The sequence below is a fragment of the Metabacillus niabensis genome, from assembly GCF_020524345.1.
Classification (GTDB): domain Bacteria; phylum Bacillota; class Bacilli; order Bacillales; family Bacillaceae; genus Metabacillus; species Metabacillus niabensis_B.
The window spans coordinates 1-19,718 of the sequence record NZ_JAIVLH010000002.1 but is presented as its reverse complement, the minus strand read 5'-3'; the positions used below and the strand labels follow the sequence as shown (position 1 = coordinate 19,718).

At 34.2% G+C, this 19,718-nt stretch carries 21 protein-coding genes and 2 riboswitches; of the genes, 8 read left to right on the top strand and 13 right to left on the bottom strand.

The window, feature by feature from the left end:
• Positions 1–119: 119 nt before the first annotated feature.
• Entirely contained in the window at positions 120–713 is a 594-nt protein-coding gene (locus LC095_RS03055; protein ID WP_226526762.1) for a TetR/AcrR family transcriptional regulator, read from the top strand.
• A 32-nt stretch (positions 714–745) separates the two neighbouring features.
• Positions 746–877: an anti-repressor SinI family protein gene (locus LC095_RS03050; RefSeq protein ID WP_226526761.1), complete on the top strand. Its 132-nt coding sequence runs from the start codon at positions 746–748 to the stop codon at positions 875–877.
• Positions 878–1,157: 280 nt separating this feature from the next.
• Here the strand turns inward: LC095_RS03050 and LC095_RS03045 are convergent, their stop codons facing one another.
• The 7 genes from LC095_RS03045 to LC095_RS03015 all read right to left on the bottom strand — a co-directional run bounded on the left by LC095_RS03045 (position 1,158) and on the right by LC095_RS03015 (position 11,087).
• A complete protein-coding gene (locus tag LC095_RS03045; RefSeq protein ID WP_226526760.1) occupies positions 1,158–1,832 on the bottom strand; it encodes a serine/threonine protein kinase in 675 nt (224 codons plus the stop codon).
• Between the two features lie 375 nt (positions 1,833–2,207).
• Complete coding sequence (locus LC095_RS03040; RefSeq protein ID WP_226527112.1) at positions 2,208–2,957, bottom strand: pentapeptide repeat-containing protein; 750 nt, start codon at positions 2,955–2,957, stop codon at positions 2,208–2,210.
• 179 nt (positions 2,958–3,136) lie between these two features.
• Positions 3,137–4,090 (bottom strand): ribose-phosphate diphosphokinase, encoded by a 954-nt coding sequence (locus LC095_RS03035; protein ID WP_226526759.1) that lies wholly within the window; start codon positions 4,088–4,090, stop codon positions 3,137–3,139.
• Between the two features lie 274 nt (positions 4,091–4,364).
• Positions 4,365–6,662, bottom strand: coding sequence for a 5-methyltetrahydropteroyltriglutamate--homocysteine S-methyltransferase (metE, locus tag LC095_RS03030; protein ID WP_226526758.1), 2,298 nt, complete (start codon positions 6,660–6,662; stop codon positions 4,365–4,367).
• Between the two features lie 158 nt (positions 6,663–6,820).
• A riboswitch (cobalamin riboswitch) is annotated at positions 6,821–7,011 on the bottom strand.
• 80 nt (positions 7,012–7,091) lie between these two features.
• Positions 7,092–7,203: riboswitch (SAM riboswitch) on the bottom strand.
• A gap of 178 nt (positions 7,204–7,381) precedes the next feature.
• Positions 7,382–8,893 (bottom strand): alpha-glucosidase/alpha-galactosidase, encoded by a 1,512-nt coding sequence (locus LC095_RS03025; protein ID WP_226526757.1) that lies wholly within the window; start codon positions 8,891–8,893, stop codon positions 7,382–7,384.
• 153 nt (positions 8,894–9,046) lie between these two features.
• Positions 9,047–9,946, bottom strand: a complete 900-nt coding sequence (locus LC095_RS03020) for an AraC family transcriptional regulator (RefSeq protein ID WP_226526756.1) — start codon at positions 9,944–9,946, stop codon at positions 9,047–9,049.
• A gap of 40 nt (positions 9,947–9,986) precedes the next feature.
• Positions 9,987–11,087, bottom strand: a complete 1,101-nt coding sequence (locus tag LC095_RS03015) for an NAD(P)-dependent alcohol dehydrogenase (RefSeq protein WP_226526755.1) — start codon at positions 11,085–11,087, stop codon at positions 9,987–9,989.
• Between the two features lie 227 nt (positions 11,088–11,314).
• Here LC095_RS03015 and LC095_RS03010 point away from each other — a divergent pair, with 227 nt between their 5' ends.
• Entirely contained in the window at positions 11,315–11,470 is a 156-nt protein-coding gene (locus LC095_RS03010) for a hypothetical protein (RefSeq protein ID WP_226526754.1), read from the top strand.
• Between the two features lie 5 nt (positions 11,471–11,475).
• Positions 11,476–11,874 carry a peptidoglycan-binding domain-containing protein gene (locus LC095_RS03005; protein WP_226526753.1) on the top strand — a complete coding sequence of 133 codons (399 nt, stop codon included), beginning with the start codon at positions 11,476–11,478 and terminating at the stop codon, positions 11,872–11,874.
• 45 nt (positions 11,875–11,919) lie between these two features.
• Here LC095_RS03005 and LC095_RS03000 read toward each other — a convergent pair whose 3' ends face one another.
• Entirely contained in the window at positions 11,920–12,750 is an 831-nt protein-coding gene (locus LC095_RS03000) for a sugar phosphate isomerase/epimerase family protein (RefSeq protein WP_226526752.1), read from the bottom strand.
• 89 nt (positions 12,751–12,839) lie between these two features.
• Complete coding sequence (locus tag LC095_RS02995; RefSeq protein ID WP_226526751.1) at positions 12,840–13,913, bottom strand: Gfo/Idh/MocA family protein; 1,074 nt, start codon at positions 13,911–13,913, stop codon at positions 12,840–12,842.
• Between the two features lie 140 nt (positions 13,914–14,053).
• Here LC095_RS02995 and LC095_RS02990 point away from each other — a divergent pair, with 140 nt between their 5' ends.
• Positions 14,054–14,929: a helix-turn-helix domain-containing protein gene (locus LC095_RS02990; RefSeq protein ID WP_226526750.1), complete on the top strand. Its 876-nt coding sequence runs from the start codon at positions 14,054–14,056 to the stop codon at positions 14,927–14,929.
• A gap of 108 nt (positions 14,930–15,037) precedes the next feature.
• Here LC095_RS02990 and LC095_RS02985 read toward each other — a convergent pair whose 3' ends face one another.
• Entirely contained in the window at positions 15,038–15,790 is a 753-nt protein-coding gene (locus tag LC095_RS02985; RefSeq protein WP_226526749.1) for a sugar phosphate isomerase/epimerase family protein, read from the bottom strand.
• 477 nt (positions 15,791–16,267) lie between these two features.
• Between LC095_RS02985 and LC095_RS02980 the strand changes: the two genes are divergently transcribed.
• Both LC095_RS02980 and LC095_RS02975 read left to right on the top strand, forming a co-directional pair.
• Positions 16,268–16,474, top strand: coding sequence for a hypothetical protein (locus LC095_RS02980; RefSeq protein ID WP_026559243.1), 207 nt, complete (start codon positions 16,268–16,270; stop codon positions 16,472–16,474).
• A gap of 121 nt (positions 16,475–16,595) precedes the next feature.
• Positions 16,596–17,021 (top strand): DUF2621 domain-containing protein, encoded by a 426-nt coding sequence (locus tag LC095_RS02975; RefSeq protein ID WP_226526748.1) that lies wholly within the window; start codon positions 16,596–16,598, stop codon positions 17,019–17,021.
• A gap of 85 nt (positions 17,022–17,106) precedes the next feature.
• Here the strand turns inward: LC095_RS02975 and LC095_RS02970 are convergent, their stop codons facing one another.
• The 3 genes from LC095_RS02970 to LC095_RS02960 form a co-directional block, all read right to left on the bottom strand.
• Positions 17,107–17,586: a CcdC family protein gene (locus LC095_RS02970; RefSeq protein ID WP_026559245.1), complete on the bottom strand. Its 480-nt coding sequence runs from the start codon at positions 17,584–17,586 to the stop codon at positions 17,107–17,109.
• 183 nt (positions 17,587–17,769) lie between these two features.
• The gene (locus LC095_RS02965) at positions 17,770–18,129 is read right to left on the bottom strand and encodes a response regulator (protein ID WP_226526747.1); all 360 of its coding nucleotides are present in this window, start codon (positions 18,127–18,129) and stop codon (positions 17,770–17,772) included.
• Between the two features lie 280 nt (positions 18,130–18,409).
• Positions 18,410–19,117, bottom strand: a complete 708-nt coding sequence (locus tag LC095_RS02960) for a cytochrome c biogenesis CcdA family protein (RefSeq protein ID WP_226526746.1) — start codon at positions 19,115–19,117, stop codon at positions 18,410–18,412.
• 238 nt (positions 19,118–19,355) lie between these two features.
• Between LC095_RS02960 and LC095_RS02955 the strand changes: the two genes are divergently transcribed.
• Positions 19,356–19,517 carry an aspartyl-phosphate phosphatase Spo0E family protein gene (locus tag LC095_RS02955; protein WP_084042933.1) on the top strand — a complete coding sequence of 54 codons (162 nt, stop codon included), beginning with the start codon at positions 19,356–19,358 and terminating at the stop codon, positions 19,515–19,517.
• Positions 19,518–19,718 lie beyond the last annotated feature (201 nt).

The window sequence follows — 19,718 nt, the reverse complement described above, 5'->3', positions numbered from 1 at the left end:
TCCAGCCACTTCACCCAATCTAAATAAATTCCAAACAGATGTATAAATTTCTTGACTAGTTTCTTCATTTCATAAGATAATACTCATGAGTAATATAATTTCAATATGGAGTTTTTATCATGGGACAAAGAGGACGAAAACAAGGTTCAATTGGAATAGAAAGTAAAGCGAAATTACTTTCTATTGCAACCGAAGAATTTGCTACAAATGGCTTTCATGAAACAAAAATTAGTACGATCGTAAAAAAAGCGGGTGTAACTCAACCTACTTTTTATTTATATTTTCATAGCAAAGAAGCTATATTTCAGGAACTAGTCTGCCATTTTCGCACTAAGCTGACAGACATAACTAAAGAAAGCAGACTTGAATCAGGTTTAGATGTTCATACTCTTCCAGGGAGAATAGCCGTTGGGCTTTCTGCTATCTTCCACTTTTTAGATGAGGACCATCAGTTAACCAAGATCGGCTTTTTTCTTTCAACAGAAGCTGATGACATAAAAAGTCAAATTGCAGATCAAATAGCAAGTAATTTGGTGTCAGAACAGAAAGACGGATATTTTCGTAAAGATATTGATATGAGAATTGTTGCGGATGGATTAGTTGGTGTAATTGAACGACTTACTGTTACAAGTCTTTTTAAAGGACTTAAAAAACCTGATGAATTAGCAAGAGAAATTGTAGATCTTTTTTTGTATGGTTTGCAGAATCAATAATTCTATACCTTATATAAATGGGGATGATCATGATGAATTCATTGGAATCGATAAAACATGAAGGTTTAGATTTAGAGTGGATTGAACTAATGAAAATGGCTTTAGAAATTGGTTTGTCAATAGAAGAAGTTCAGGCGTTTTTAAATAAAAATCAGAAAAATTAAATTTACTATTACGTATACATATAATTAGCATAAAAAAAGGATCGTTATGAACAATCCTCAAGAATTTTACATTAACTGCTATATGAACTAAAAAAACTACTAGATTTCCCTTTTCTTTTATAGTACTGATGCCCGTACTTGGATGGATGATGATGCTTTGAGTATTTTCTTCGTTTAAAATCACTTGAGCTATGTTTTCCATGAGATTTTTTGTCTAATAAAGATTTTAATATTTTATTTAACATGCTATTTTCTCTCCTTTTTTATTTTTAATTTTAAATTATTTCCAAAATACTTTTAACTTTAAAACATCTTTTATAAACTCTTCAATTGAAGGGTTATTTCTTTGGTTATACCATCTTTGAATGGTTTCCAAAAGCCAAATCGGGATCGCCTTACCATCAACTATGTGATAATATTCATCATAGGCTTTTTTCAAATGTTCCCATCGATGATCATTTCCCGGTTTTAAGTATTCTGATACATCAATTACTTTTGCTCTGCCGTTCTGGAGTAAGATGTTTTTCAAATGAATATCTCTTGGATTTAGATTCTGTTGTTGTGCATAAATTCGTGCATTCTCAACATCTGCAATTGCCCGTGAAGGAATATGGATACCTTGAAGTAGACAGTCATAAAGTGTAATACCTGATTCAAAACTTAATACTAAATATCTATCATAAGCTCCAAAACATTTGGAAAAGTAAGGTGAGCCATTTAATTCTTTATAGACTTTCGCTTCTGTTTGAATTTTGTCTCTTTTCTCATCAGCATATAGCTTAAAAGCATATGATGGTTCATGAACATATTGAAAAACAGCAGCATCTGTACCAATACCAATACATCTTAGATCATGAACATTTCCAGAAATCGTTACTGGTTTATTGTTAGTATTTGATGTAATTTTTATTTGTGACAATAGTTCATCTACTACTATTAATATATCTTTCTCCATACTATCACCCAATTTCTCCTAAAGTAACATTTCGTTTTTGTTGGAAATTAATTATGCTGCTAAATATGCTTTTCACTCACTCCCATTCAATAAAATAAGTTAAAAGAAAGAATTCCTTACTAAAAGAAAAAGACCTTTACCGATGATGGTAAAGATCTAAAAAAAGACCTTTACCAAATTGAAAAATCAATTGGCAAAGGTCTCGCTAGCAATAATTATTGCCAACAAAGCCGGGGTATGAACCCGAAATGACGACTTTGTTTAACAGCTACTCCCCTTTGGAGGAATTAACGTTCATTTAACTTACTATAATTTTAACAGAATTTTCACATTAAGTCAATTTTGAAAAAGACAATGAAATTTCTCATCTATTCTTTATTTTAACCAATGGGAAGGAATGTCTAAAGATGGAGGTAATTTTGTATGAAGATCTCCATTGGCAGAATTAATTTGCGCTTGTGTTAAAAAAATACACCCACTTAAATTTGCTCCACTAATATTTGCATCTCGAAGGTCAGCACCAATAAAATCGACATATCTTAAATCAGCATCTCTTAGATCACATGCAATAAGAAAAGCTCCCCTTAAATTTGCTCCCCTAAGATTTGCTCCTTTTAAATTTGAGCCAATCATTTCGATTCCTTTTTTCATTTTCACCTTTTGTTTTAGACCGTTCTTTCCTGTTGTACGAACAAGTTCACTCGTTCTAATTAATACATCATTAACAAATGCTCTATGTCGTAATAGATCTATTTTTAATATAGACTTCGGATTTAAATAGGTGAGGTGTTCAGTCTGTTCTATTGCTTGATATATATCTTTATGTATTTCTCTAGCTTCTTTTCTATTTAGAGCTTCATATAAGTAACGAAGCATTTCATGAAGCTGTTGCATGATTGGGAAGACATCAAACATTTCTTTAGCAATTTCTTTTTTGCTTCTCCAGTCTTTCCCACTATAAGTTACTTGTGAAACCTTTTGACCTGCCCCGAAACATTCATAAACAGTACAACCGCGAAATCCATTACTTCTTAAATTATTATGAATGCTACACCGATAATCCGATTGAAGGTTACCACATGGTATGCCACTTTCCTTATCATAAGCAAAATCTGCAGATTTCATATAAGGCAAAGCTACACAACATAAGCCAAAGCAATTTTCACAATCTGCACTTAGGTCTTTTACCTTTGTTGCTTTTATACTCAAAACTTCCACTTCCTTATTACTCCTACTGGGAAATTTCAACAATAAGAATAACCGGAGTATTTTACCAGCTCCGGTTAATTCTTTATTAAACATTATTACTGCACTAACTCGTCCACTGATTGCTTTTCGTAAATTCGTTTGATCGCTTCACTAATTAATGGCGCGACTGATAACTCTACTAATTTGTCAATACGCTTTTCTTCCGGAACCGTAATTGAGTCGGTTATAACCAATTCCTTTATTTTAGAACTTTGGATTCGTTCAATTGCAGGGCCGGATAAAACCGGATGTGTACAACATGCATACACTTCTTTTGCCCCATGCTCTACTAGTGCATTTGCGGCTAATGTTATCGTACCGGCTGTGTCGATAATATCATCAATTAAGATTGCTGTTTTCCCTTCAATATGGCCAACGATATTCATAACCTCTACAACATTTGGTCTTGGACGTCTTTTATCAATTATCGCAATTGGAGCTTTCAAACGATCTGCCAATTTACGTGCCCGTGTAACACCGCCGTGGTCTGGTGAAACAATCACAATATCTTCTAAGTTCTTATTTATGAAGTATTCCCCTAAGATTGGAACACCTAATAGATGGTCTATTGGAATATCAAAGAAGCCCTGAATCTGGGGGGCGTGTAAATCAAGAGCAATCACACGAGTAGAGCCTGCTCTTTGAAGTAGATTTGCCACTAGCTTTGCAGTAATTGGCTCCCTCGCTCTAGCTTTACGGTCCTGTCTGGCATATCCGTAATATGGAATAACCAAATTGATTGTTTTTGCAGATGCACGCTTTAAAGCATCTACCATAATTAATAATTCCATTAAATGTTCATTTACAGGATTGCTAATCGATTGGATGATGTACACCTCATCTCCACGAATACTTTCCTCAATGTTAATTTGAATTTCTCCATCACTAAAACGAGTAACAGAACTCTTCCCTAATTCAATCCCAAGAATTTCGGCAATCTTCCTCGCTAACTTGGGATCAGAGTTAAGCGAAAATAGTTTTAAATTAGAATCTGCATAACGACTAGGCATGGTAAAGTGAAAACCTCCAGTTGGACTTATAATTTGTGGCCATGTTATAGATAAGTATTGATTTTTATCATTATTAAATGAAACGGAAATCAACAGGACATTTAAACAAGCCTCAAAATGAGTAATTTACATACCTATTTTACACTATTCGGTTTGTATTCAACAGAGACTTCACTATAATTCTTTTATTTTTTGTGAACTCTTTTTCATAAAGTAATCAATGGTCATAAAAAATACGGGACCTAATGAGATCCCGCATTTTTTATGTTATTTTTTAGCTTTTGTTTACAAGCATCTTTTCTCTCGTGTACTCAGCTGCTTCTACCATTACCTTTAACGCTGCAATCGTTTCTTCTATTCCGCGTGTCTTCAATCCACAATCAGGATTGATCCAGAACAATTTTGGATCCAACACTTGAAGTGCCCGATCAATATTTCTTAGAAGTTCCTCAACTTTTGGCACACGTGGACTATGAATATCATATACACCCAATCCAATCCCTTTATTATATGTTGTTTCTTCAAAAGCTTGGATTAATTCTCCGTGACTTCTTGAAGTTTCAATCGAAATAACATCTGCATCAAGTTCATCAATGGTTGTAATAATATTTTTAAAGTCTGAATAACACATATGTGTATGAATTTGAGTCTCATCTTGAACGGATGTTGTTGCTAGCTTAAATGCATAAACTGCATCATTAAGGTAACGATCCCAATTTTCACGTTTTAAAGGTAATCCTTCTCTAATTGCCGGTTCATCAACTTGAATCATTCGGATTCCGTTTTTCTCAAGGCTATCAACCTCTTTTCTCAGTGCCAGAGCAATTTGATTTGCCACATCGAAACGGGAAATATCATCACGAACAAATGACCAATTTAATATAGTTATCGGACCAGTCAGCATTCCTTTAACAGGTTTTGATGTTAGTGATTGAGCGAATACCGTTTCCTTTACCGTCATTGATTCCTTCAAATCAACATCACCGTAGATAAGTGGCGGTTTCACACATCGTGATCCATATGATTGAACCCATCCAAACTTTGTAAATTGGAATCCTTGTAGTTTTTCTCCAAAATATTCAACCATATCTGTACGTTCGAATTCACCATGAACAAAAACATCTAGACCTAATTCTTCTTGAATATCGATCCATTTTTTAATCTCTGCTTTTATATATTCCTCATATTCCGCATCGGTTAACTCGCCTTTACGCCATTTTAAACGTTGATTTCTAACTTCTTTTGTTTGTGGGAAGCTACCTATTGTTGTGGTAGGAAGCAAAGGTAAATCAAAAGCTTTTGCCTGCAGTTCCTGACGCACAGAAAGCTCTGCTCTTCGGTCTACATCATATACATGAATGTTTTTTATCGCATCTTGTACATCCGAATTGTTTCTAAAAGAAGAATGGTTTAAAGATTGAATAGATGTAATACTCTCTTTCAGTTGTTCTTGTACTGATTCAATGCCATTATTTAGCGCTTTAGTTAAGACAATAACTTCATTTATTTTTTCATCAGCAAAGGATAGGGCATTTTTGAGAACCAAATCAAGTGCTTCTTCACTTTTTACAGTAACTGGTACATGTAACAAACTTGATGATGGCTGGACGATTAAACGGTCGTTTGACACAAACTCTGATATTTCTGTCAAAAGTGAAAGTTGCTCTTCGAGATTACAGCGCCAAATGTTACGGCCATTGACTACACCAGCTGCTAACACTTTATCACTCGGAAACCCAAAGCTTTTTAAAGCCTTAAGGTGATGGCCGCCATCATGGACAAAATCAAGTCCTATACCATGAACTGGTAATGAACAAACTTCGTTGAAATAGTCAATATGATCAAAATACGTTTGTAAAATCACGTGAACATTTGGTGCTGCTTCATGTAACTGCTGATAGACTTCTCGGAGCAGTTCAACCTCATCATAAGTTATATTTGTCGCTACTATTGGTTCATCAATTTGAACCCACTGGACACCTTCTGTTTGTAATTGCTGCAGGATTTCAGCATAAAGCGGGACAAATCTCTTTACTAAATCGTGAAACTCAGACTTTTTGTATCCTTTTGATAGTTTTACAAAAGTCACTGGACCTAAAATGATTGGTTTTCCTTCAATATTTAATTTCTGTTTTGCTTCTTTATAAAATGTAAGTGGTCGGTTTTCCACAAGTTTAGGTTCAGCATGATTTAACTCAGGCACAATATAGTGATAATTTGTGTTAAACCATTTTGTCATTTCACAGGCAACTGCACCTTTATTACCTCTTGCCATATCAAAATATGTTTCTAAAGAAACTGGGCCAGCCGTGTAATCAAAGCGATCTGGAACAAGACCAAACATGACAGCTGTATCAAGAACATGATCATAAAAGCTGAAATCTCCTATCGGAATTAAATCAATGCCTTGCTCTTTTTGTTTTTTTAGATGTTGTAGGCGGATCTCTTCCATTTGGTTTAAAAATGTGTCTTTACCAAGATTACCTGCCCAGTATTGTTCAAGCACCTTTTTCCATTCACGTTTTTCACCAATACGGGGATATCCTAAGTTCGAGCTTTGTATTTGACTCATTGTATTCATGCACTCCTATCATTTGTTGTATTTTTGCCTCAAACAAAAAATCTCTCTTTTCAAATTAGAAAAGAGAGATTCATACGCATAGCTAACTAGAGTTGAGACATTCCGGCTTTCTCAACACGTATTCCTCACTCCTCCCTATACATCCGTAGGTACAAGCGCATATAACAGGCAGGTCTCCTGACTTAGGTTCATCGCTTCTTATCCCTTCCCATTTCATATTGAAATAGTGGTTATTAATAAGTTGCTCCCCATTACAGTGGCGGGACCGTGCCGGATTTTCACCGAACTTCCCTTTTAAGCTGTGATAGAATTTCACAGCACCTGTTACATTTGATATGTAATTTTCAGACGATTACTTCTTCTAGTACTTAAAAGACCTCTCTATTTAAAATAGAGAGGTCTTCATTTCAATGAAATCCCCTCTTATTTGTCAAAGTAATATACTTTGTAGGAATTAGCACCTTTTCAACAATGATCGTTGAATGGTTGCCGGGCTTCATCGGGCCAGTCCCTCCGCCACTCTCAATAAGAGTTTTTTGATAATTAATGATATTTTGAATTTAATAGCATAGTAGCATGAGAAAAGAAAACTGTCAAAGAGAATTTTATTATTTCACCAATTCAAAATATTTTTTAAATAAATAATAGAGTAATGAGTATAATATATTTCGTTAAAAATTAATAGTCCATCATCTCACAATTTCTTTAAATTATAATTCCCCCACAGATGAAGGCCGTTCTTTTGCCTTATCTGCAGCACTTGCATTTTTCGTTGATTCTTCTTTATTCTCAGCCATTTCTTCAATTGTTTTAATTTTTAAGCGAGCAGCACCTTTATAATTTTTCGTTGGGATAAGTTGTTTTGCTTCAAGACGATATTTTGCTTCCGAAATTGCTTTCGAATATTGTGGTAACCATTTTTCCTGTGCAACTAATAGTTCATCTGTCATTTGCCATATTTCTTTCGGATTACATACCGCTCCTACTAATGGATCCATCATCATCGCTTGACGTAATAGAAAGTCATCTCCCTTAACAGCTGCTTCCACTGCTAATCGTTGAACAGAAATACTCACATTACATACAGCAGCACATCCAAGCGGAAGGTCACCTACATGTGGCATATTGATTCCATTACGATCCACATATCCGGGGGCTTCAATTATGGCATCATCAGGAAGATTTGAGATTACCCCATTATTCACTACATTAAAATGTCCTCGATATACTCGTCCAGTTTCAAGTCCTTCAATAATATACGAACCATGTTCCTCACTGCGATTCTCCTGTTTATATGTTAGAGAAGGTTCCTTCATCCAATTTGGAAAATCTGTCTCAAACCAATTCCTTCCTTCTGTGCAAACACGTAAATATCCACCTGTTTCACCATTTATCCATGAGCCTAAATCTATCCATTCCTTAATCTCATCCGTGCGTTTTCGATACCATGGGACATATTCACTTAAATGTCCATTTGATTCTGTAGAATAATAACCAAATCTTCTTAACATATCAATTCTAACTTTTTCCGTTTTACGAAACTCAGGATGTTCCTCAAATGCTTCTAAAAGATTTTCTGTTAAATCTTCTCCCTTATGTTTCACACTAATGTACCATGTTTGATGATTGATCCCAGCACAAATAATGTCGATCTCTTCTTTTTTATAGCCCAACACTTCTGCAATTTGCCTATGCCCGCCTTGAACTCCATGACAGAGTCCGATTGTATTCACACCGCCATATACATTACAAGCCCAAGTAATCATAGCCATTGGATTTGCATAGTTTAAAAGAATACAATTCTCCTCTGCTACTTCTTTAATATCCTTACAGATTTCCAACATTTCTGCAATTCCGCGTTGACCATACATAATCCCACCAGCACACAATGTATCACCAACACACTGATCGATTCCATACTTAAGCGGGATATCAATATCTAGTCCAAAGGCCTCGAGTCCACCGATTCTTACAACCGAAAAAATATATCTTGCGCCTCTTAAGGCTTCCTTGCGATTAGTTGTAGCATGAATCTTTATATCCAATCCATTTTCATCAATATCGCGTTGACATAGTTCTGTTACCATTTGAAGGTTTGAAGGATTAATATCTGTAAAAGATACTTCAATATCTTGAAATTCAGATACAGATAACAAATCACGTAAAAGTCCTCTAGTAAACCCTATACTTCCTGCGCCGATAAAAGAAATTTTAAATGACATATAAAGAAAGCACTCCTTTTCGTTTTGTTATTATTATTTTAACAACAAAATATTGTATACGTTTCCAATATCATAACTTTCTCAAAGGTTTTCATGTCAAAAATCCTAACTTTTATAATATAAAAAATAGGATGACCATTGGCCATCCCAAACTCAGTAATTCACTTTTTGAATAGATTTTTTCACTAATTTTCTGTATTCATTTGGAGTTTGCCCTGTATATTTTTTAAATAACATACTAAAATATTGACGACTATTTACACCAACATAATGTGTAATTTCAATTACAGGTATTTCTGTTTCTTTTAACAACATTTTTGCTTTTTGGATTCTAAGCCTGGTTAAATAGTCCAAAATCGTACACTTCATTTGTTGTTTAAAAATACGGTGCAGATAGCCTGAATGAAGGCTCACCGCTATGGCAATATCTTTGATTTGGATATCACGATCATAATTTTGATGAAGGTAATCAACCGCTTGTTTTACATAAACATTTGATTGCTGACTTAAATCATATTGATTATTTTCATCCTTGTCAATGATCATTCTTGATAGCTGAATCAAAAGCTGACTAAATAATAAATAAACCATTGGATCTTGTATAGATCTTTCATTATCAAGTTCCAAAACTAAAGTCTTTAAAGAATGATAAATCTCATTCGGGTCCTTAAAAACAACATATGGTCTTTTTAATGTTAGAAACCTATTTAAACTAATTGAATGGTCGGTTAATTCCTTTATCGATGGAAAACTTCCCTCTTTTGATACAAAAGTGAATTCAATGTTTAACATTCGACACGGGCTACCTTCTTCAACAAGTAAACGATGGGGAACATTTGCATCAAGGAGAATCACATCCCCCTTTTTCATCTGAATCGTTTCTTGCTCAGCCTCTACTACACATTGACCGTTTATCACATACATAATCTCAACTTCTTTATGAGTATGAAAATCCATGTGGTGAAAATCCCACTGTTTAAAATAATAAGCGTTTACTCTTGGATAATAGTGATTTGTAAGTAATTCATGCTGATAAAGACTAAAATTACCCATAGGTCCTCCATATTTGAATCAAACTTATTTATGTAAACTACTAATCTATTAAACCATTTGGATACACAATAACTTTTAAACTTTCTTTTTTATTAAGTCTAGCACGGTCCATTGCTTCTTTCGTTTCATCAAGAGTATACCGATCTGTAATTAAGCTATCCAAATTGTAATTTTGCGATGCTAGAAACTCAATTCCTTGATTATACGTATTTGCATATCTAAAAATTCCGAAAATATCTAATTCATAATCCGCGATAAGTGGTACATTTAATGGAATTTCATCTTGTGACGGTAACCCAACGATTGCTAATTTACCGCCTCTTTTTAATGATTTTAGAGCTGTTTGAAGCGCTTTAGGATTACCTGCAGTTTCAAAGCAAACGTCAACACCTTTTCCGGCAGTGATATTTGCAATTTCTTGATTTGCATCCTGCTCCAAAACATTTATAACATGTGTAGCACCTAGCTTTTTGGCAGCATTCAATCGATTATCCTCTAAGTCCGTTACGATAATTTTCGAAGCTCCAAAGGCTTTTACTGCCGCTATGGCTGTAAGGCCAACAGGTCCCATTCCCATTATAGCTACTGTTGAACCAGGTTGAAGTTTTGACCTTTTTGCCGCATGAATCCCGACTGAAAAAGGCTCAACAAGTGATGCTTCTTCAAATGATAGTTCGTCTGGAATTGTAAATAAAAAATCTTCTCTGTGCTTTATATATTGAACAAAGGCACCGTCGATTGGAGGTGTTGCTAAAAATTGTACATCAGGACAAAGATTATATCTCCCTTCCTTGCAATATTCACATTGTCCACATGTAATACCCGGTTCAACCGCTACACGATCACCGATTTTCAACTTGGAAACTTGTTCTCCAACCTCTACAACTATTCCTGCACATTCATGACCTAAAATAATCGGTTTTTCAACAACATATCTTCCTATTTTTCCATGTTCATAATAATGAATATCAGACCCACATATTCCAACAGCCATTACCTTGACTAAAACTTCATTTCCTTCAACCTTTGGAACAGCAACTTCTTGGACTTCAACCTCATAAGGTCTTGTCATTACTGCCGCTTTCATGATAGTTGGAACCTCTACCTTTTCAATACTTTTGATAACAGATTGATTCGACATATCTCTACCTTCCCCTTTCTTGTCTTCTATACGAAAACGCTTTCCTTTTTACCTTTAAAAGAATTTCAACGCTGAATAGCCGGGTGCATTTAAGAATTTAATTCTTGTCCCTACTAGGATAACACCATTTTTAAGAACAAAAAAGTGAAAAATCATCATTCGGATGAAACAATTGTTCAACATCATCCGTTTCATAGATGAATAACAAACAAAGGGAGCTGTTTCATTTGAAAAACTTAAAAAAATTATCAGCAACTGTGTTAACTGCATCTGTTCTATTATTAGGTATTCCTGCTGGGGGCGTAAGTGCTCAAGAAAATGTCAATTATTCTATTTTTGACCTATCGGGTACATTAAAAGAAGGATCTAAGGGAGCAATGTAATAATTATGCAACGTGCATTAAATAAAGCAATGGGTGCTGAATTATCTGAGGATGGTATTTTTGGTCCTAATACAAAAACAGCTGTAATTGCCTTTCAAAAATCAACGAAAACGCTAAAAGCAGATGGAATTTACGGACCAAAAACACATGCTAAACTATCGAAAGAAATCAACTCTTTCGGCTTTGAAAATACTGTTTTAAAAATGGGCAGCAGAGGTGAAGCAGTGAAAACACTTCAAAAAGCATTAAATGATATGAGCTATGACGTGACAGTAGATGGAATATATGGACCAGAAACAAAGGAAGCTGTTATTAAATTTCAAAAACGCTTCCCAGACCTTGTAAATGATGGGATTTTCGGACCTAATACTAAGGCAGTTATGGATAAAGTTTTAAATGACTGATATTTAGTAAAAGGCGATCAATTTTCTGATCGCCTTCATTATTCTTTAGATGTTGCTAAACACTTTATCAAACCCAATTTTAGAACGTTTTATCAGCTCTTCACCTGATTCACTTGGTTGTGAAGGAGTTAATACTTCTTGGGATATTGGGCCGCTATAGCCAGTTTTCTTAATACTTTTCAAGAATAAAGGTAAATCAATTACCCCTTCTCCTGTATAAAGCCGATCATTATCCTTAAGCTCTTCCACCGGTAAATTCTCTGCATCATTAATATGAACATGAACAATCTGCTGTGCATTTAAATTGGATAAGTCTTCACTTGAGAGACCTGTTGTGTACCAATGATACGAATCTAACAATAATCCTACATTCGGTAATCCTATCGCATCAATTAATTGGAGTGTTTCCTCTTGTGTCCATATAAAAGGATTTTTCCAGGTGTTTCTTAAATGGTGTGGACCAACATATTCCAAACCAAGTCTCACATCATATGAGCCTAGAATTTCCGCACAAATTCTCAGGCGTTTTACTGCTAAACTCATAAATTGGGCTGATTTTAAATCAGTTGAGGGTAAAATATACGTACAACATCGAGTACATCCTAATTCTTGTGCTGCCTTAGCAGCCGAAGCAAGATTGACTAAATCCTTTGAGAATTCTTCATGAGAACTTCTCCATTCAACTGGTAAACCTATCGCCCCTAATTGAATATTATTAACTAGTAAAATCTCTTGTGCTTCTATTAGTCCATAGGCTTCGATTAAATTCTTTGCATCAAGATCAACAGATTGAAAAGAGTATTCTGATGCTAACTCAATAAATTGTTTATCATCTGCGAATGATCCTAATCCAGCTTTTGTTAATCCCCTTAACATCACCTATCACCCTCTTTAAGGAAAGTTGAAAAACTTACTCGTATTAAACCTACGATCATCATTTGTTTAGCTTAGGAATTTCACACGAACTAAATCTCCCAATCTAAAATGACTTCACGTCCTGTTTTGGATGATTCATAGATCGCATCTAAAATAAGATTGTTCGTTAACCCTGACATTACAGAGGTAATCGGTTGTTTTTCCTCACCAATACACTCAATAAAATGTTTGCTTAATTGAATGCGCTCATCTTCTTCAAGATCTTTTGGAGTAAGCTCGAGATCAATAGTACGATCGAACTGTTCAGTCAAAATCTTTGCTGAATTCCCTTCAAGTGATGCACCGCCTTCAGATCCCATTAAGTGAATAAAAGGGTTATTGCTGGTAGCCATATGTACAGCCCAGCTAACTTCCAAGGAAAGTGTTGATCCATCCTCCATCTTGATTAAAGCTGTGGCCAGATCTTCAACATCATATTGTCCATTCCAATTTGGAGTTCCCCAGGTACCTATTCCTTTCTTTCTTGGTCCGAATTCAGCATAGGTAGACCCGTAAACGGAAACCGGTTTTGGATTCCCCATTAAATATAGCCCTAGATCTAACATATGAACACCGATATCAATTAATGGTCCCCCACCAGCTTCTGATTTGGTTGTAAACCAGCTTCCCCAACCCGGGATCCCTTTTCTACGAAACCAGCCTGTTTTGGCATGATAAATCTTTCCTAACGAGCCCTTTTCTACCTGTTCTTTAATTTGCTGGATTTGCCATTGCCATCTCATTTGATGTGCAACCATGACGATTTTCCCCGAATCTCGCTGTGCTCTTACAATTTCTTTTGCCGCTTCGCTATTGATACCCATCGGTTTCTCTATTAACACATGCTTACCTGCTTTTAACGCTTGTAAAGCTAGTGGAGCATGCCATTTATTAGGTACACCAATAATTACAGCATCTATGTTGGAATCATGAATTAATTCCTCTGCACTATTAAACACTTGATTTACTTTATATTCAGTTGCCCTTTGTTCTGCCAGTGGAAGATAAGCATCAGTAATTCCTTGCAGAACGATTGAATCGGTTAATTGTGAAAATGTACTTAAATGAACATTTCCAATAGCCCCTGCACCTATAATACCTAATCTAATTTTTTGACTATCCAACGTAAAAAACCTCCTAACTCTTTATTCATTTTATCGATGTAAAAAAACGCTTACAGATATGGTAAAATATAATGGATAAAAAAGCAGATCAGTTTTTCATCTGTTTATCTCATTTTTTCTGATAGGAGGAAACGGTTAATATGACCAATTTTCCCATGTATTTATCTGAATATCCTAATATGAACACATCATTTCCGTTTCATCTATCAATTCATAAAATTAAAGATCAGTTTCCTTCACATCGTCATGATTATCTTGAATTCTCATTAGTCATTGAAGGATTCGGAACTGAGATAATTAACGGAAAAAAACATAAAATGGAGCCCGGTACCTTCACGTTTATTCTCCCTTACCAAATACATAAAATATCTGCTGATAAAGAATCAACATTGGTTTTATACAATTGTATGTTTGATTTAGCATTACTTCATCATTTAGGATTACAAGATGCATTAATTAATTCAGAAGATCTTTTTCTAGATCCGTTTATCAAGATAGATGCTCCAGATTTCCTAAAAATGAGGAGCATCTTAGAAGAAATGCTTGAAGAATACACACAAAATAAACCGTATAAAGACATTTTAATAAAAGCTAAGCTTGCTGAAATTATGGTCATTTTCGAACGATTGAGACGTACTCAAAATTCCTCAGCAGCCACTAATAAAAAGGCAACAAAAAAAGGAATCATTTGGGATGTTATTCAATACATTCATACACATTATCAGGATGATATCACTTTATCCAATTTAGCAAACAAATTTCATGTGAGTGTTCCATATTTAAGTGAACTTTTTAAAGAACATGTAGGTCTAAACTTTGTTCATTTCTTACATGAAGTCAGAATTCGTCATGCATGCAGCCTATTAACATCAACAACCATTCCTGTTACTGATATAGCTTTAGAGGTCGGATATCGTTCATTCCAGACATTTTCACGTGTTTTTCGTGATCAAAAAAAGATTTCACCAACAGCTTATCGTAAACAAGACCTACAACATAGGAGCATGGAAATGTAAGCAATATCCAATACACCTTTTAGAATAAACTACACCATCCTATAACACTACAAATCTACAAAAAAATGAAAGCACCCCTGTTTAGAGTGCTTTCATTTTTTGTATAGCTTAATTTACTTTTGAGAGTTGATCTTTTAAATAATTGATGCTTATTTCCACACTTTCAAGTGGGGAACGTTTACATTTATCTTGCTCTACAACCATCCATTCAACTTTGGCTTCATCAAGAGTATGTAAGATAGCTTCCAGATTAACACCACCAGTTCCTAATTCTGCAAAAGTTTTATCAGAATCTGTTGTCATATCCTTTAAATGGATCAATGGCATACGTCCTGTATATTTTTTCATCCAATCTACCGGATTTTCACCAGCTAGTGTTAACCAATATACATCTAATTCAGCCTTAACATACTCCGGATTCGTCTCATCAAATAATCTTTCAAGATGTGAGCGGCCTTCTCTTTTTTCTAATTCAAAATCATGATTATGATAGCTTAATGCGATTCCTTCTTCAGAACAGCGTTCTCCAACTTTATTTAAAGTTTGCGCAAGTTGATCATATTCATTTCTTCGATCCTCAACTAAGTATGGACATACAATGTTTTCACAATTAAGCGTTTTCAAATATGCTAATTCATCCTCTAAATGTTGTTCCATTCTTTCTAATGACACATGACTGCTTACAGCAACTAATCCCAGGTTATCCAGAGTTTGTTTTAATTCAACAGCTTCCTTGCCATAATACCCAGCCAATTCAACTCCATTGAACCCTAGTGCAGCTACTTTTTCTAAAGTGCCATAAAAATCTTGCTCACACTCATCTCTTAGTGTGAATAATTGAACAGCTATTAATTTTCCCATTATTTTTTCTTCCCTTCATGCTAGTCTCATTTTTATCATAACAGAACTATTTAATAAATACATATAAAAAATATCAAATCAATTTTTTGTGTTTTGTAGATCAACTTAATACATTTAATCCCATAATGAAATACTTATAATGACATTTCTAGTAGAATGTATTCAATCCATTATTAACCATATAAACAATTCTTTACATTTATTAAAAAATTGACTACACTAACATTATCCCTTCCGAAACATTCGCTTGTTGCGGGACACTTAACCAATGTACGGATCGGAAGGGATTAGAGGAGGTTAAACATATGTTTAACCTCCTCTTTTTTCAGGAATATGTTGATACGCCTTTGTTTGTTTAATAATGGCAAATTTTTCGAAAAATTAGTGCGTATTAAAACGTTTTCTGCTATTATTAAAATATATATTTATTTTTAAATAGACAACTTATGATTGGTGTCTTCTTTAGGAGGAGCTATTATGTCACGTACATATGAATTTCTATACTTACCAACAGATGTTGGGACGATTCGACTTGATATTTTTTATAAACATTCCATGTTTCACGTTCAAGCTGAATTGAATGATTTGATGACTTCTTCTTATGATCGAAAAAAAGTGGAAGCTGTTAAGAAATCATTACTCCTCTTAGCAAAAGAGCATCATGCTTTTGGCCATCATGAGTAGGTCAAACGAAATATATTGAATTAAATATCAAATAATTAAAGGCAGTAATGCAATAAGTATTATTAATTGCGTTAGCTGCTTCTTTTAATCCTTTATATGGTTAGGACAAGAGGTGAATAAAGTGTTAGAAGGTTGGTTCCTTTGGTTTATCTTGTTTTGGGTTGTATTTCTTGTATCTATGCTTGCTATTGGCGGCTACTTTATGTTCCGGAAATTTTTACAAAGATTACCTAAAGAAGATGGAAAATCAGATTTAGATTGGCAAGACTACTATTTAGAAAAGACGAGACATATGTGGAACGATGAAGAAAAAAACTTGCTAGAAGAGTTGGTAGAACCAGTACCTGAGCTGTTTCGAGATGTTGCAAGAGCTAAAATTGCAGGAAAAATCGGTCAATTGGCCTTAATAGAACAAGCATCATCAATCAATTTAGATTTAATCATAAGAGGTTATATTATGGCAACTCCTAAACGTGATCATAAATTTCTTATGAAAAGACTTACTGAAAAACAAATTGACTACTCTGAATATAAAGCTCTATTTTAATGAGTAAAGCGAGAAGTCCTATCACCAAATAAAAAGATCCGAAATTTAATGATTCGGATCTTTTTTTGTAATTCTTCATAATAAATCATTTATGGTTATTCGATAAATGATGTTCTTTCTGGACTCGCAAAAATGCACGATACATAGCAATACGCCACGGAACAATCATTCCAAAAGCTAAAATCCAAAACATCCCACTCAGTTCCCCTACGTCTATTGTTGTACTCAAAAAGGACTTCATGATGATTCGAATAATTAATAAACCTATTAATATGAAAGCAAATGCCTTAGATCGCTTTAGATAAATGTTATTATCTCTAATTTCAAAATTTGAAGTTTTAATTAAAAAAATAGAAAAAAACATTCCTACAAATAATGCCTCAAAAAATTCCGCTGCTGTTACGCGAAAGAATGGATGAATAAACATCAATGCACCTGTACTCATAAAGATCGGTGGCAAAATAATCTTTTTAGCTGATGCAGGTTTTTTAGCAGATTTAAAACGAATGAATAATACAAATAAGGCCATTGCCACAGCAATGAACGATGAAACAACCGTTAACAATAATATCAATCCTTTACTAGTTAACTCTATATGTACTAGTATAAACGAATTTCGAAAGGATACCTAGAAAATCTCTAATAAAAATAACATACCTCTCCAAAAATCTGTTCAGACTTAAAGGAGTAAAACAACTAAAGATAAAAACCATTTAAGATATAGATATCTTAAATGGTTTTTAATCTATTATCCTAATACTCGATCAACAGCTTCTAATACACGATTTTCATCAAACGGTTTTACTATGAAATCTTTAGCTCCGGCTTCAATTGCTTCGACAACCATTTTTTGCTGCCCCATTGCAGAGCACATAATAATTTTTGCATCAGAATATTGTTGTTTGATTTCTTTTAAAGCCTCTATTCCATTTTTCTCTGGCATTGTAATATCTAGAGTAACCAAATCCGGTTTTTCCTTTTCGAAAAGTTCAACAGCCTGAATCCCATTTTCAGCTTCTCCTACAATTACATGGTTTGCCTTTTTCAATATATTTGACAAAGTCATTCTCATAAACTTGGCATCATCAACAATTAAAATTCTAGCCATGCCTAGCTCCTCCTCATACATGATGAGAAAAACCAGCTAATCGTCTATAGACGAAAGCCTCAGTTTTTCTTATACTATCAGATATGATCTAAAATTCTGATAATATAAAAGAAAGATTGAACCCACAATCCCTCTTAATAGAAGGCGATTGACATTTGACTTAATTGGAGGCTATCTCATATCTTTCTAACCTTCAATGCAATATCTATCACACATATGACCATTATATCAAATTTACGTCTTAAATATAGTAAAATTGTCACTAAAATAGGGCAAAACATTAAAAACCAGTGAAACCTCCAAAAAACCTTGTTAAGAAAATAATAATAGATGTCATTATGTCAAAAAATAACAGAATCCCCATAAAAATCATGAGATATCCTCCTATTTTCATTATAGCCATGTTATGCTTTTTAATCCAACCAAGCTTTCCGATAAAAAAGGATAATACCAGAAATGGAACTGCGAAGCCTAATATATAGGCAATCATATAAAGCATTGCGGATCCTGGATTTGTTGCTGCTAACCAAATTACCGCAGAGAGAATTGGTCCCGTGCATGGTGTCCAGCCTGCTGCAAAAGCCATGCCAATAAAGAATGTACCTATATACCCTGTAGGACGGTTTTTAAATTCAAACCGATGCTCTTTCATTAAAAATTTAGGGTTAAAAACTCCAACTATCATGAGTCCAAATACGATAATTAACAAAGCACCAATTTGTCTTATTAAATCTTGATAATTTTGAAAAAGTTCTCCTATAAAAGACGTACCAAACCCAAGTGCTATAAATATTGAAGAAAATCCTAATAAAAAGAAGACTGTATGTAATAAACTTCTTTTCTGTAATAATGCATTTTCAGATTTTAATTCACCTACAGATACTCCTGTTATATACGATAAAAATGCCGGATATAGTGGTAAACAGCATGGAGAAATAAAAGATAAAAAACCTGCTCCAAAAGCTAAAAATATATTTACATCTGTCATATTACTCCTCCTAAAGAGAATGTCTTCTCTATTCTAGCAAAAGTTCTATTATTTTAAATGTTTCTTTATGTGACATTTTTATGTCAATTTCATATCTTATGGCAAATTTTCCTTTTCATTCCACCTTATAACCATTTATAATAGAATCATTGCTGCTTATATCATATGTTTGAAAATGATATAATAGAAATAGCTAATCTATGCAAAGAAAGGACAAGTTCTCGTGTCTAAACAAGAAATGCTTCAAATGATTGAAAAGAAACGAGCCGAGCTAATTGACATTGTCCTACAAAACGGGCTGAATTCTAACATATCAATTAAATATAGCCAAGAGCTTGATGTATTATTAACACAATATATAAAAGAAGATTTACCTCATAAAAAACAGGTTTGTTCATAAATGTAGAGTAGAGAACTGATTTCTAGGGGTAGCCTTTCGGCTACCTCTTTACTTTCAGCTCCCCCTCATCAAACCGTACGTAAAGTTTTCCCTCATACGGCTTTCCGACGTTCTTTTTCCTTTGACTTTACGGTCCCTTCACTCAGCGATCTTCATGAGTTTTCCTTGAGTGATCTTCATAACGTCCTTCTTTCTTGCGTG